Annotated in this window: 11 protein-coding genes; 7 read left to right on the forward strand and 4 right to left on the reverse strand. The window is 65.2% G+C overall.

Going from position 1 to position 14,416, the window contains the following annotated elements:
* The first annotated feature begins 74 nt into the window (after positions 1-74).
* The 4 genes from NCCP691_RS08035 (at position 75) to NCCP691_RS08050 (ending at position 4,950) form a co-directional block, all read left to right on the forward strand.
* On the forward strand, positions 75-593 hold the full coding sequence (locus tag NCCP691_RS08035) for a response regulator (RefSeq protein WP_220807742.1): 519 nt from the start codon (positions 75-77) through the stop codon (positions 591-593).
* Positions 586-2,850, forward strand: a complete 2,265-nt coding sequence (locus tag NCCP691_RS08040; RefSeq protein ID WP_220807743.1) for an EAL domain-containing protein — start codon at positions 586-588, stop codon at positions 2,848-2,850. The genes NCCP691_RS08035 and NCCP691_RS08040 overlap by 8 nt, the downstream gene beginning before the upstream one ends.
* A gap of 54 nt (positions 2,851-2,904) precedes the next feature.
* On the forward strand, positions 2,905-4,320 hold the full coding sequence (locus tag NCCP691_RS08045) for a hybrid sensor histidine kinase/response regulator (protein WP_220807744.1): 1,416 nt from the start codon (positions 2,905-2,907) through the stop codon (positions 4,318-4,320).
* A 168-nt stretch (positions 4,321-4,488) separates the two neighbouring features.
* Positions 4,489-4,950: a CBS domain-containing protein gene (locus NCCP691_RS08050; protein ID WP_220807745.1), complete on the forward strand. Its 462-nt coding sequence runs from the start codon at positions 4,489-4,491 to the stop codon at positions 4,948-4,950.
* On the opposite strand, the gene NCCP691_RS08055 is transcribed toward NCCP691_RS08050, so the two are convergent.
* Complete coding sequence (locus NCCP691_RS08055) at positions 4,941-5,714, reverse strand: ferredoxin--NADP reductase (protein ID WP_220807746.1); 774 nt, start codon at positions 5,712-5,714, stop codon at positions 4,941-4,943. The genes NCCP691_RS08050 and NCCP691_RS08055 overlap by 10 nt on opposite strands.
* A 65-nt stretch (positions 5,715-5,779) precedes the next feature.
* On the opposite strand from NCCP691_RS08055, the gene serA reads away from it, so the two are divergent.
* The gene (gene serA, locus NCCP691_RS08060; protein ID WP_274387230.1) at positions 5,780-7,003 is read left to right on the forward strand and encodes a phosphoglycerate dehydrogenase; all 1,224 of its coding nucleotides are present in this window, start codon (positions 5,780-5,782) and stop codon (positions 7,001-7,003) included.
* 42 nt (positions 7,004-7,045) lie between these two features.
* Here serA and NCCP691_RS08065 read toward each other — a convergent pair whose 3' ends face one another.
* The 3 genes from NCCP691_RS08065 to NCCP691_RS08075 are packed head-to-tail and all read right to left on the reverse strand — an operon-like array spanning position 7,046 to position 11,569.
* The gene (locus NCCP691_RS08065; protein ID WP_220807748.1) at positions 7,046-8,446 is read right to left on the reverse strand and encodes a SpoVR family protein; all 1,401 of its coding nucleotides are present in this window, start codon (positions 8,444-8,446) and stop codon (positions 7,046-7,048) included.
* A 12-nt stretch (positions 8,447-8,458) separates the two neighbouring features.
* Entirely contained in the window at positions 8,459-9,610 is a 1,152-nt protein-coding gene (locus tag NCCP691_RS08070) for a DUF444 family protein (protein WP_238482357.1), read from the reverse strand.
* A gap of 9 nt (positions 9,611-9,619) precedes the next feature.
* Entirely contained in the window at positions 9,620-11,569 is a 1,950-nt protein-coding gene (locus NCCP691_RS08075) for a serine protein kinase (RefSeq protein WP_220807749.1), read from the reverse strand.
* Positions 11,570-11,965: 396 nt separating this feature from the next.
* Here NCCP691_RS08075 and NCCP691_RS08080 point away from each other — a divergent pair, with 396 nt between their 5' ends.
* Both NCCP691_RS08080 and NCCP691_RS08085 read left to right on the forward strand, forming a co-directional pair.
* Positions 11,966-13,327, forward strand: a complete 1,362-nt coding sequence (locus tag NCCP691_RS08080; protein ID WP_220807750.1) for an MBL fold metallo-hydrolase RNA specificity domain-containing protein — start codon at positions 11,966-11,968, stop codon at positions 13,325-13,327.
* Positions 13,328-13,352: 25 nt separating this feature from the next.
* Positions 13,353-14,255, forward strand: a complete 903-nt coding sequence (locus NCCP691_RS08085; RefSeq protein ID WP_220807751.1) for a ribose-phosphate pyrophosphokinase — start codon at positions 13,353-13,355, stop codon at positions 14,253-14,255.
* Positions 14,256-14,416 lie beyond the last annotated feature (161 nt).

Here is a 14,416-nt window from a genome sequence, read left to right on the forward strand (position 1 = left end):
TGAGCATTCTCAAGGTAGAGAAATTTCGTAACGGCAATAGTTGGGTCACGAGGAGAACTACTACAGGCATCCCCATGTCGGAACGTAGCAAGCCTGCGGCCGCCGTCGTCGACGGCCGCATGTCGAACAGCATCCAGGGCGACCGCAGCATGGTCAGCCGCCACAGTCTTCAGAAGAACCGCCACATGGGCAGCAATACTCCCGTTACCGTCCTCATCGTCGACGATGAGGACCGCAATCGCCGGCTGCTGGAAGTGTTCGTGCGGGCCGACGGCTACGTCGCGCTCAGCGCCGCCACCGGAGCGGAAGCGATCCGCATCGCCGCCACCGAACGTCCGGACCTGGTGTTGCTGGACCTGATGATGCCCGGCCAGGATGGTTTCGACGTCGCGCGCTCCCTGCGCGCCGACAGCCGCACCGCCCAGATACCGGTACTGATCGTGTCCTCGCTGGATGACCCGGCCTCGCGCAGCCGCGCCAGCGCGGCGGGCGCGGAAGAGCTGATCGTCAAGCCGGTCGACCGCTGGAAGCTGACCGAGGCCATGCGCCGGGCGCTGGACAGCAGGCAAGGCAAGGACCGCCGGCATGGATAGGCCGATCGCGAGCCTGGATCGCGCCAACCGCGTGCTGCGCATGCTCAGCCTCATCAACCGCGCCATCGTGCGCGGGGATTCGCCCGACGAGCTGTTCCGCGACGCCTGCCGCATCGCCGTGGACTGCGGCATGTTCAAGTTCGCCTGGATCGGGCTGGTCGATACCGCCAATGACACGATCCGCCTGCTCACCGGCTACGGCGACCCGAGCGGCCCCGAGGACCGCCTGGTGGCGGCGGGCGGCCTGGCCGATCTCGTCCGGCGCAGCGGCAGCCCCTGCATCTTCAATGACCTGATGACGGTGCCGCAGGCGGTCGGCTGCGAAGAACTGATGCGCCGGGGTTTCCGGGCGATGGCCGGCCTGCCGCTGTGCGAGGGCGACCGTGCCATCGGCGTGTTCGTCCTGTACACCGACGATACCGAGTGTTTCGACGACACCGTCATCGGCCTGCTGCACGAGGTGGTGGACGACATCGCGCACGCGCTGCAGCACATGCACGAGGAACAGCGACGCCTCGCCACCGAATCCAGGCTGTACTACCTGGCGTTCTACGATCCTCAGACCGGCCTGCCGAACCGCGCGCTGCTCGACGAGCGCCTGCCGCTGCTGGCGCGCGCGGGAAGCCTGGCGCTGTTCGACATCCGCCTGCAGCGTCTCGACAAGGCGGTCCAGATCTACGGCCGTCTCTCCACCGACGAGGTACTGCGCGCGGTCGCGGCGCGCCTGGACCGCCTGCGTACCAATGAAAGCTTCGTTGCCCACCTGGCGCAGGACGAGTTCGTGCTGGCCGTGCCGGGCATGCGCGATCCGCAGGCGATCGAGTCCCAGGCACAGCGCCTTTTGCAGGCACTGCAGGCACCGGTCGACATCGGCCAGGGCGAGGTGTTCCTGCATCCTTCGATCGGCGCCGCCTGCTATCCGCTGCACGAGGCCGACCTCGGGCACCTGCTGCGGCGTGCGCGGGTCGCCGCCCGGCGCGACAACGCGGAGGCGGGCGTGCGAATCTACAGCGCCAGCCTGGACCATGGCCTCGAAACCCGCCTGCAGATGGAGGCCGACCTGCACCGGGCGCTCGAACGCGAAGAGTTCCTGCTGTTCTACCAGCCGCAACTGAGCCTGCGCACCGGCACGGTCGTGGGTGTGGAAGCCCTGCTGCAGTGGCGTCATCCGCAGCGCGGCATCGTCGCGCCGGGCGAATTCGTGCCCGTCCTCGAAGACTGCGGCCTGATGCCGGCCGTCGGCGCCTGGGTCCTGCGATCGGCCTGCATGCAGGCGGGCGAATGGCAGCGGCAAGGCCTGCCGCCGGTCCGGGTCGGCGTGAATGTCTCGGCGCTCCAGTTCCGCCTGAGCGACCTGGTGAAGCTGGTCAGGGACGCGCTCGGCGAAAGCGGCATGAACCCGGCGCTGCTCGAACTGGAACTGACCGAGAGCCTGATTCTCGAGAATGTCGACCAGACGATCGAGGCCATGCATCAGCTCAAGGCCATGGGGCTGGCGCTGTCGCTCGACGATTTCGGCACCGGTTACTCCTCGCTCGGCTACCTGCGCCGCTACCCGGTGGACCGCATCAAGATCGACCGCTCCTTCATCGTCGACATGGGTGCCCACGCCGGCAGCGCCGCGCTCGTGCGCAGCATACTTTCGATGGCCGCCAATCTCGGCCTGCGCACCATTGCCGAGGGCGTGGAGACCTTCGAACAGTTCAACTACCTGCGCAAGCAGCGCTGCGACGAGATGCAGGGCTATCTCTTCAGTCCGGCGGTGGCGCCGGCGGAGATCGCCCAGATGATCGCGCGCGGCAGCGGCCTGGCCACGTTGTCCGGCGCCGGCGCCGCGCGCCAGACCCTGCTTCTGGCCGGCGGCGATGCCGGGATGCTGCGGCAGATGCAGCGCTCGCTGCAGAACGAACACTGGGCGATTCTGTGCGCCGCCAGCGCGGAAGAGGCGATGCGGCTGCTGGCCTGCCATGATGTCGGGGTGGTCGTGGCGGCGCCGGAACTGCCGGACCGCAGCGCCGGCGACTTCCTCGAACGCGTGCGGGACATGTACCCGGAAACGGCGCGCATACTCGTTTGCGCGCACGCGGATTTTCATGCGCTGGCCGATGCGGTCAACCGTGGCGGCGTGTTTCGCGTGCTGCGCGCCCCGGCCGACCCGGCCGTGCTGGCCCGCCTGGTCGACGAAGGCTTCTTTCACGCGAACCGCGGCACGGGCGGGCCGCCGCAGGGCGGCAGACAGGCCGCAGGACGGCCATGAGCGGCGCGCACCACGTGCATCCGAACCCGCGCTCATTTTCCTGATCATCCCATCATGGATACCCAGGCCAGCCATCCGCCGCACATACTGATCGTCGAGGACAGCCCGACCCAGGCCGGCAAGCTGCGCTATCTCCTCGAAGGCAAGGGCTACAAGACCCGCATCGCGTCGAACGGCCGCAAGGCGCTGGAAGCGATCCGGGAAAGCCAGCCGGCCCTGGTCCTGTCCGACATCATCATGCCCGAGCTGGACGGTTACGGCCTGTGCCGCGCCATCAAGACGGACCCGGCGCTGGGCGGGGTGCCCGTCCTCCTGGTGACCTCGCTGTCCGATGCGCAGGACATCGTGCGCGGTCTGGAGTGCGGCGCCGACAACCTGGTGCGCAAGCCCTACGAAGACGATTACCTGCTGCAGCGTATCGCCCAGACCCTGGCATCGGCCCGGCGCCGCCGCGACGGGCGGAATGAAGCGGGCGGGGCGGACGACCTGTTTCTCGACGGCGTGCCCCGTCCCATCCTCGCCGACAAGCAGCAAATGCTCGACCTGCTGGTGTCGACCTATGAACAGGCCGTGCATGTCAACGGTCAGCTGCGCGCGCGGGAACGCGAGGTCAACGAGCTCAATGCGACGCTGGCGCAGCACGCGGCGCAACTGGAGGCGACCAACCGCGAAATCGGGCGCCAGAACCTGGAACTCGAACACGCCAGCCGCATGAAATCGGAATTCCTGGTCAACATGTCGCACGAGCTGCGCACGCCGCTCAATGCCATCATCGGGTTCTCCGACGCGCTGAAGAACGGCCTGCTCGGGCCGGTCGCCGCCGAGCAGGCGGATGCGCTCGGCGACATTCATGAGAGCGGGCGCCATCTGCTCTCGCTCATCAATGACATTCTCGACCTGTCGAAGATCGAAGCCGGAAAAATGGACCTCGAGCCGGAAGCCCTGGACATACGCCAGCTGCTGCAGGGATGCGTGAGCGTCGTGCGCGAGAAGGCGGCCGCCGGCCGCCTGCATCTGCGGCTGGAGCTGGAACCGGTCGGCTGGGTGATGCTGGACGGGCGCAAGACCCGCCAGCTGGTCTATAACCTGCTGTCGAACGCCATCAAGTTCACGCCACCCGGCGGGGCGGTGACGCTGCGCATGTGCCTGCGCGAGGGCATGGAGCTTGGTGAACGGCGCATCCTTGCCGGCGTCCTGTCGCCGGAACGCCGTTACCTCACGATCGCGGTGCAGGATAACGGCATCGGCATCGGCGAGGAGGACATCGGGAAGCTGTGCCAGCCCTTCGTCCAGCTCGATGGCGGGCTGGCGCGCAAGTACGAAGGCACGGGCCTCGGCCTGTCGCTGGTGCGGCAGATGGTCGAGCTGCAGGGCGGCCTGCTCACGCTCGCCTCGCGGCCGGGCGCGGGCTCCGAGTTCGTGCTGTGGCTGCCCTTCGAGGCCGCCGGAACGGCAGCGGCCCGCGGCTGAATGCCTTTCCTTCTTGAATTGCCGATAGCCGGCTCCTATAACGAAAGCAGGGCGGCTTGACGCAGCGCAGAGCGCCGGCACGTTTCGCCGCGCTCCGCGCCGCACGAACGGCGGCTGCCGTTAAGCTGACCCTGTTACTGCTTTCATCGCCCAAGGAGGAAAGTACTCATGAAGCCCGTGTCCCAGATCCTGCAGACCAAACGAGACAATACCGTGCATTCGGTGCCGCCCGACGCCCGGGTGCGCGACGCGCTTGAACTGATGGCGGAGAAGGGCATCGGCGCTCTGCTGGTCATGGACGGGCAACAGGTGGTCGGTATCGTTTCGGAACGCGACTACGCGCGCAAGGTGGAGCTGCGCGGCCGCTCGGCGGCCGATACCCGGGTGGCCGACATCATGAGCGCGCCCGTCATCGTCGTCAGGCACGACCAGAGCAATGAAGAGTGCATGGCGCTGATGACCGAGCACCGGTTGCGCCACCTGCCCGTGGTCGCCGACGGCCGCCTGGTCGGCCTCATCTCCATCGGTGACCTCGTCAAGGACATCATGTCCGAGCAGCAGTACATCATCGAACAGCTGCAGCACTACATCCGCGGCGAGGTGTCCGTGGCCGGAGGGGCCTACCAGTAGTTTTCGGTGACGAACTGGCCGGGGGCAAGCCGGCGCTGCGGGCGCAGGCCGCGCCCGTGCAGGATGCCGCGCATGTCCTCGATCATCTCGGGATTCCCGCACATCATCAGGCGCGAACGGCTGGCGTCGACTGTCAGACCGGTTGCCCGTTCGAGTTCTCCGTCGGCCAGCAGCGTCGTGATTCTTCCCTGCAGTGCGCCCGGCGCCTGGTCGCGCGTCACGGCCCTGACGACCTGCAGCCGCGCCGGACCCGGCGGCGCCTGGCGCATTCGTTCGAGTTCATCGTGGTAGACGAACTCATCCGCCTGCCGCACGCCGTGCACCAGCACCAGGTTGCGGAACCTGCGCCACGCCGTGCCTTCGCGCAGGATCGAGATGTAGGGGCCGACCCCGGTGCCGGTCGACAGCAGCCATAGATCCTCCCCATCCTCGAAGCGATCCACCGTCATGAATCCATAGGGTTGCCTTTCGACCAGCACTTCGGCACCCGGTTGTATCCGCTTGAGACGGGAAGTGAAGAGCCCGCCCGGCACGATCACGCCGTAGAACTCGAGGCTGTTCTCGGCCGGCGCCGAAACCATCGAGTAGGCGCGCCATATGATCCCGGTTTCGTCCCGCAGGCCGAGTCGCGCATACTGCCCGGCGGCGAAGGAATATTCCGGCGCACGCGTGGTCGTAAAGCTGAGGAGCCTGTCATTCCACCACTTGAGCCCGGTCACCGTTTCCGTGCTCGCCTTTTCCGATATCCGCTGTTCAGTGAGCATGCATGATCCTTACCGTTGAATACCGCCGCCGCGTGCAGGCAGGCGAGAAATAACATACATTATATCTGCATCTTAATTACGAGGAAGATATGGCGAAAATCGTTTTACTGGAAAAAATCCACGCAAGTGCCGCCGAGTTATTGCACGGGCAGGGCTTCGACGACATCGTGCAGATCCCGAAGGCGCTCAAGCCCGACGAACTCAGGACCGCGCTGGCCGATGCCGTTGCCGTCGGCATCCGCTCCGCCACGCATGTTTCGGCGGACACCCTCAAGGCCCTGCCGGGTCTGAAGGCCATCGGCTGCTTTTGCATAGGCACCAATCAGGTGGATTTGACAGCGGCGGCGACGCTCGGTATCCCGGTCTTCAATGCGCCGTTCTCCAATACGCGCTCGGTGGCCGAACTGGTGATCGCCGAAGCCATCCTGCTGCTGCGGCGCATCCCCGAAAAGAACGCGCGCACCCACCGCGGGCAATGGGACAAGAGCGCGCAGGGCGCCTATGAGGTGCGCAACAAGGTGCTCGGCATCATCGGCTACGGCAACATCGGTTCCCAGGTCGGCATCCTGGCCGAGAGCGTGGGCATGCGGGTGGTCTATTACGACGTCGAGAGCAAGCTCCCGCTCGGCAACGCCAGGCCCGCCGGCGGTCTCGACCAGCTGCTGGAACAGGCCGATATCGTCACGCTTCACGTGCCGGGAGGCAAGGGTACCGAAAACATGATGACCGCCGAGCGCCTCGCCTCGATGAAGCCGACCGCGGTCCTCATCAATGCCTCACGCGGAGGCGTGGTCGACATCGACGCGCTCAACGCCGCGTTGCGCGAGCGGCGGCTGGCCGGCGCCGCGCTGGATGTGTTCCCGGCGGAGCCCAAGAGCGACAAGGAAGAGTTCATGTCGCCGCTGCGCGGCCTCGACAACGTGATCCTGACGCCGCATATCGGCGGCAGCACGGAAGAGGCGCAGGAGAACATCGGCAGCGAAGTGGCGGAGAAGCTGGCGCGCTTTCTCAAGGCCGGCACCACCCGCTGGGCGGTCAACTTCCCTGAGATTCCGCACCTGGCGAAGGAGACGCGCAGCCGCGTGCTGCACATCCATCGCAACGAACCGGGCGTGATCGCGAGAATGAACGCCGACTTTGCCGAGGCAGGCATCAATATCGTCGCTCAGCGGCTGCAGACCCGCGGCAGTCTCGGCTATGTGATCACCGACGTGGATGAGATAGTGTCGCCGGCGCTGCTCGACAAGCTGCGGCACGAGCCGGCCACGATACGCTGCGATCTGATCTGAACGGCGTGCCAGCGGCGGGAGCGGGCGAGGGCGACCGCCCGCTCAGATCCGCTTGCTGGTGACCACGCGCGCCTCGCCGCGCTCGCCGACGGTATGCAGCGTGACCGGCCGGCGCCAGACCCGGCCGATGTATTCGAGCACCCGCTCGGCCCGGCCGAGATCGAGGCCGCGCCCGTCGCTCTGGTGGTCGTGCAGCAGTTGCAGGCTGCCGTCCACATGCATGTGGTTGGCGGCGATGCGCGGCGCGCCGTAGTTGAACTTGGGCGCCAGGATGGCCTCGTGCACCGCGTGCACGTTGTTTTCGGAAATGCGGATGTCGCCGTCGTCGCGCGCCTCATAGACGAAAAGCTCGAGCTTTTCGATCAGGTCCCTGGTCAGGTAATTGCGGATGAAACCGAAATCGTCTTCCTCCTTGACGATCCGCCGCGCCGCCTCCAGCCCGTGCTTCTCGATGATGTCTTCCCACATCGAAAAGCCGAGGTGATAGGGGTTGACCGCCAGCGCGAGCTGCTTCTCCGCCGCATACGGCCGCACCACGTCGGAATGCGCCTTGATGGCCGACAGGTAGAGATCCTGCGGCAGGAAATCCGCCTCCCGCAGCAGCCGGGCATGCCAGTAGGAGGCCCAGCCCTCGTTCATGATCTGGCAGGCGAACACGGGATAGAAGTAATACGATTCTTCGCGCACCGCGAGGAAAATGTCGCGCTCCCAGCCTTCCAGCTCCGGCGCATAGTTGGCGATGAACCAGAGCAGGTCGTACTCAGGCTGCGGCGGAACCTGGGGACGGCGCGTTGTCGTATGGCTGTCCGCATGCGGCTTCTCGCCGGGCAGCTGGCGGTAGCGCTTCTGGAAGCTGTCCGGCTCGGGTTCCGGCGCCGCCCTGGGCTTCACGGCGGGATACAGCGGACGGTGCAGTTCACGGTTGATGTCGATATGCGGCTCCAGTGCGAGCGCCGCATCGAGCACGGCTTCCACTCTTTCCTGGCCGTACTCGTGTATCGCGGTCTCGATACGGTGTGCGCGCGCCGCCGCCTGCTCCAGGATGTGGCCGCCCGCCATCTCCATGAAGTGCGCGAACAGATGGTTGTTCTTCGAGAAATCCGCATGACCGAGCACGTGGGCCGTGACCAGCGTGTTCTCCGGCAGCGTGTTGCCGTTGACGAGGTAGGCGCGGCAGGGATCGCCCGGGAACATCACTTCGAAAATGCGGGAGTGGCCCATGCCCTGGCGGATCAGCTGGTGGATGTAGCGCACCCCGAACGACCAGTGCGGCATGCGTACCGGCAGGCCGTAGACAGCGATCTCCATCATGAAATTGTTGGGGACCAGCTCGAAATCGACCGGGTAGTAGTCCAGTCCGAGATCGCGCGCCAGCTGTTCGATGCGGTCCGAGTACTGCTTCAGGCGCTCGATGGTTTCCGGCGAATTGGTAGTGGTGCACATGGGCGCTTGTCCTCAATCAGTCTGTTCCTGCACGAAGAACTTGCGGATCGCCTTCCAGACGTCTTCATGCCGGGTCAGGATGCTGCTGCCGACCGGCGCGCCGCCGCGCTCGATCTCGCCGCACAGCATTTTCATCTCGGTTTCGCTGGTGCGCGGCGATCCGGGAACGGTCTCCACGTAGCCGATGTAGTTGAGCAGCTTGCTCAGGCGGCCGAGATAGTCGGTGGCGGCGGCGCGGTCCTCGGTGAAATTCTCGCCGTCGGATGCATAGAACAGGTAGCCGTTGTACTGCGACGGATCGTATTCCGCCTCGATCATCTCGAGCGCGAGCTTGAAGGCGGTGGAAGCGCCGGTGCCGCCGGTACCGCTCACGTTGAAGAACTCGTGCTCGTTGAATTCCCAGGCCTGGGTGGTATGGGCGATGAAGCGGGTTTCCACCTTGCCGTAGCGGCGGCGGATGCCCTGCAGCACGAAAAAGAAGAAACTCTTGGCGAGCTTGCGTTCGGCGTCGGTCATGCTGGCCGACACATCGAGCGCGAAGATCACGACGGCGTTCGTGGCGGGCTTGCGGCGGTGCACGAGCTGCTTGAAGCGCAGGTCCTCGTTGGTGAAGGGCACCGGGTTTTCCTGCGTCGCCCGCCGCTTGACGGCTTCCTTGACGGTCCGCCGCCGGTCCAGGCGCGCCCGCGCGCCGTGCTTGTCCCAGCCCTCGCGCACATACTCGTCGTCATTGATGGCGGTATTGCGCTTGGGCTGCAGGTCCGGCAGCTGCAGCTCTTCCCAGAGCCAGTCGATGATGTCGTCGACCTTGAACTCGAGCAGCATCTTGAGCTCGCCGTCGTTGTTGCCGCCTTCGCCCTCGTCGCCGCCCATGTCGGGCTGGGCCTGGCGCAGCACGTCGCCCGGCTTGCCCTGGCCCTGGCCGGCGTTGCTCTGCGAGGAAGCGTCGGACAGTCTGAAGCGCGCGTGCTCAAGGAGCTTGACCGGCACCTGCACGGTCCGGTCCTGCGACCCGGTGATGACATCCGGACCGGCCACCAGGTTGGGCAGGTTCTGCTGCACCGCCTCGCGCACCTTCTCGTTGTGCCGCAACCAGTCGCGCGACCCGCGTGAGAACAGGTCGTACCACGGCGTCTCGGCGGATATCGTGATCATGTGTGTCATGGGGCATACCTATTCCTGCGCCATCAGCGTGGTCACGTAATTCAATGCCTCGCGCGCGCTGTGGCTGTCATAGCCGTACTCATCGACCAGGCGCTTCTCGACCACCGAGATCTTCTGCCTGACTTCCTCGTCCGGACGGGTGCTGGAACTGACCAGGCGCAGCACGTCGCGGCGCTGCTCGAACAGATATTGCTGAACCGCGTTGTGCAGCTGCGCGTGGCTGTCGAGCGTGAACTTCTCGCCGCGCTTGTAGGCGCCCATCGCCTTGCGAACCACCTCCTGCCGGAACGACTGCTTGCCGGAGTCGGAGATATGGATCTTTTCTTCCACGGCGCGCAGGAAGCGCTCGTCCGGGCGGCGCTCTTCGTTGGTGATCGGATCCTTGATCTGGCGGTTGTCGAGCATGGCTTCCACTTCGTCCAGGTACTTGTCCAGCAGGTCCTGCGCCTCCTGCTCGAAGGAGACGAACAACGCCTTGTGCACGTCTTCCTTGACCCAGCGGTTGTAGAAGTCCTTGCGGGCCAGGACGAGGTAGTCGATCCACTTGCGCTTGCGCTTGGGGTCGATGCGGGCATCGTTGTCGATCGCATCCTTCAGCGCGAGCAGCACGTCCATGGTGGTCAGACTGCGGGCGTTGTTCTGGATGATCGCGTTGGACAGCGCATTGATCACGAAGCGGGGCGAGATGCCGGCCAGGCCTTCCTCCGGCATGCGCTGACGCATGCGTTCGGTCTCGGCGTGGGCATAGCCCTCGACCTCCTCGTTCGCATAGACGCGGACCTTCTTTCCCAGCTCGAGCTCCTTGTCGTCGGCCTCGTGCAGGCGCGTCATGATGGCGAACACCGCGGCGGCATGCAGCACATGCGGATCGAGATGCACCTGGCGGAAGGCAGGCGCGGCCGAAGAAATGAGCTTCTTGTAAATTCGCGCCTCATCCTTGTAATTCAGCGTATAAGGCACCTGGATGATGACCATCCGGTCCAGCAGCGCCTCGTTCTCGCTCTCTTGCAGGAACTTGCGGAACTCGGCGAGATTGGTGTGGGCGAGTATGGTCTCGTCGAGATAGATCAGCGGGAAGCGCGAGACCTTCACGTTGCGTTCCTGGGTCAGCGTCAGCAGCAGGTAGAGAAATTCGCGCTTGACCTTCAGGATCTCGATCATCTCCAGCATGCCGCGGCTGGCGGCGTACACCGCGCCCGACCACGACCAGGCACGGGGATCGCCCTCGTCGCCGTACTGCGCCACCTTGGACAGGTCGACCGAGCCGACCAGGTCCGCCAGGTCGGCGGTGGTCGGATCGTGCGGCGCATAAGTGCCGATGCCGACGCGGCCGGCCTCGGAGATGAAGATGCGCTCCACCGGCATGCGCAGGAAGTCGCCGCTGTAGTCGTGCTCGAGCCGGCTGCGGCAATGCGGGCAGACCTCGCCGGTGATCTCCACGCCGTAGGTTTCGCGGAAGCGCGGGCGCAGGGAGTGCGGCACCAGGTGCAGCGGCGATTCATGCACCGGGCAGCCCTGGATCGCGTAGATCGCGCCTTCCTCGGTGCGGCTGTACTCTTCCAGTCCGCGCTTGAGCAGGATGACCAGGGTGGACTTGCCGCCCGACGGCGGGCCGAGCAGAAGAAGCAGGCGACGGCCGACTTCGGAGCCTGCCGCGGCGGCCTTGAAATAGTCGACCACGCGGCCGATCGCCTCATCGACGCCGAACAGCTCCTGGTCGAATAGCTTGCAGCGGAAATTGCCGCTTTCATCCTCGCATCCCATCCAGCGGATCATGTCCCACATGTACTGGTGCGAGGTGCGCGCGGCGCCCTGCGGATTGGCGGTCATCACGCGTTCGAGGAAGCTGGAGAGCGTTCCCGACCAGTAGACTGCCCGATGATCCTGCGTAAAGGCTACCAGGCTCTTCAACAGGTCTTCTTGCTGTTCGGTACGATTGACTTCGCTTTGAGTCGTCATTGCAGATGCTCCCCGTATAGTCGTCGAGTGTCCGGAATGGACACCCGAAATCCGATTACGTTTCTGTCGCTCTCGAGTTAATCAAGTTAAGTATAGGGCGCTCCAAAAAGAACGAATGATGAGCCGGGTCAACCTATGGGCCGTCATCACGCAGAGAGAAAAGGCCGCTCCGTTACTTGTCGATGACATGCGATGCAAGATGCATGCAAGCGCCCGCGGCGCGTTCTCATGCTTTGTGTAGCGCGTGTCGCGCCCCGTCGCGTTGGTCGCGCCGGACGTCTGTCCCTTCACGCTGAATCGAGCCCGGTTGACCTGAATCAAGGGTTTGTTCACACTGCTGACCGGATAGTGTGGGCTTTAAAATCCGAACGATGAATCAGGAAGGAGAAGCGCAGGATGCAGCTTCAGTTTTTGGGAGCGACCGGCACGGTCACCGGCTCGAAATACCTGGTCAGGTCCGAGCATGCCAACGTGCTGGTGGATTGCGGCCTGTTCCAGGGCTACAAGCAGCTGCGGCTGCGCAACCGGGCGCCGCTTCCCGTCGCGCCCTCGGCCATCGACGCAGTGGTGCTCACGCATGCGCATCTCGACCACAGCGGTTATCTGCCGCTGCTCGTGCGGGAAGGATTCCGGGGAAAGATCTACTGCAGCGAAGCGACGTTCGACCTATGCAAGCTGCTGCTTCCCGACAGCGGACGGCTGCTCGAGGAAGAAGCGAATCTCGCGAACCGCCGGCAGTACTCCAGGCACAGCCCGGCGCTGCCGCTCTACACCGAAGAAGACGCGTTGCGGGCGCTGAAGTACTTCCGGCCGGTCACCATCGGCAAACGCTTTGAGGTCACCGGTCGCCTGCATGCGTTCATGCGGCAGACGGGCCACATCCTCGGCGCCTGCTCGGTCCGCATCGACAACGGAACGACCTCGATCTGCTTTTCCGGGGACCTCGGGCGCGCCGCGGATCCGGTGATGGTCGCTCCCGAGCCGCCACCCGGCGCCGATTACCTGGTCGTCGAATCGACCTATGGCAACCGCCGCCACGATCCGACGGATCCGCTGGACCTGATGGCCACGACCATACAGGAGACTGCGGCGCGCGGCGGTGTCGTCGTCGTGCCGGCGTTCGCGGTCGGCCGCGCGCAGACCATGCTCTACTACATCAACCAGCTCAAGGAGCAGGGCAGGATTCCCGAGCTGCTGCCGGTCTATCTCAACAGCCCGATGGCGGCAGACGTCACCGAACTTTATCGCAGGCATTCCTCAAGCCACCGGCTTAAGCCCGATCAATGCCGGGCGATGTGCAATGCGGCGAAAATCGTCAACAGCGTCGAGGAGTCGAAGGAGCTGAACCGGCGCCAGGTGCCGATGGTGATCGTGGCCGCGAGCGGCATGGCGACCGGCGGACGCGTGCTGCATCATCTCAAGGCCTTCGCCCCGGATCCGCGCAACACGATCCTGTTTGCCGGTTTTCAGGCAGGCGGCACGCGCGGCGCGGCCATGCTCGCCGGCGTGGACGCGATCAAGATCCATGGCGAGTATGTCCCGGTGCGCGCGCAGGTCACGCAGATCGAGAACCTGTCGGCGCATGCGGACGGCGACGAGATCCTCGACTGGATGCGCGGCATGCCGGCAAAGCCGAAGCGGGTGTTCATCACCCATGGCGAGCCGGACGCGGCCGATACGCTGCGCCGCCGGATAGACGAAGAGCTGGGCTGGGACAGCACGGTACCGGAGTACCTGGAAAGCATCGAACTCGATTGAGCCCAATCACGACACAGGAGCGCATGTGATCCCGATCCTTCTCGCCATGCCGGGCAACGAGCAGTTCGCGCTGCACCTCGACCGTGCGCTCGGATGCGAAGTCGGCCGCATGGAGGTCCACCGTTTCCCCGACGGCGAATCCTGCGTGCGCATCCTGTCGCCGGTGCATGGGCGCGACGTGATCCTCGTCTGCACGCTCGATCGCCCGGACGAACGCATCATGCCGCTGTACTTCGCCGCCTGTACCGCGCGGGAACTGGGGGCCAGGCGCGTCGGCCTGGTCGCGCCCTACCTGTCTTACATGCGGCAGGACGCGCGCTTTCGCGAGGGGGAGGGGGTCACCGCGGCCCACTTCGCGCGGTTCGTTTCCGATTTCTGCGACTGGATGATCACGGTCGATCCGCATCTGCACCGTTACCGGCGGCTCGCCGAAATCTACAGCATACCCACCCGGGCCGTCGGCGCCGCGGCTGACATCGCCGCCTGGATCGAAGAGCATGTCGAGCGGCCGCTGATCGTCGGCCCGGATGCCGAGAGCGAGCAATGGGTGGGCGCCGTCGCCGAACGCCTCGGCTGTCGCCACGCGGTGCTCGAGAAGACGCGCACCGGCGACCGCGAGGTGAGCGTCACCGCGCTCTGCGACGTCGAGGCGGGATGCACGCCGGTGCTGGTGGACGATATTGCCTCGAGCGCGCAAACTATGATCGCCGCGGTCGCCCGCATCCGCGAGGCAGGCATGGCCGCACCCGTCTGCATTGCCATCCATCCCGTGTTCGCGGGCGGCGCCTACGACGATCTGCTGGCAGCGGGCGCGGCACGCATCGTCAGCTGCAACACCATCCCGCATCCGAGCAACGGCATCGATATCGCCGACGCGATCGGTCTCGCCGTCGGCGAGCTCCTCGCCGAACCGCTCATCGAACCCTGAGAACGGTGTCAGCAGCATCGCCCGACGGGTGCTGATGCTGCCCGGGGTGCTGGAACGAAGTTTGCATTTGTTGCGTATGTGCTTCATCGCCGCGCAGGCGGGATTCGACTTGATATTTCTTTCGAACATACACACACTGCAAGGAAGCCAGCGTTTCAGGA

This window comes from Noviherbaspirillum aridicola, assembly GCF_019656455.1.
GTDB classification, from domain to species: Bacteria; Pseudomonadota; Gammaproteobacteria; order Burkholderiales; family Burkholderiaceae_D; genus Noviherbaspirillum; species Noviherbaspirillum aridicola.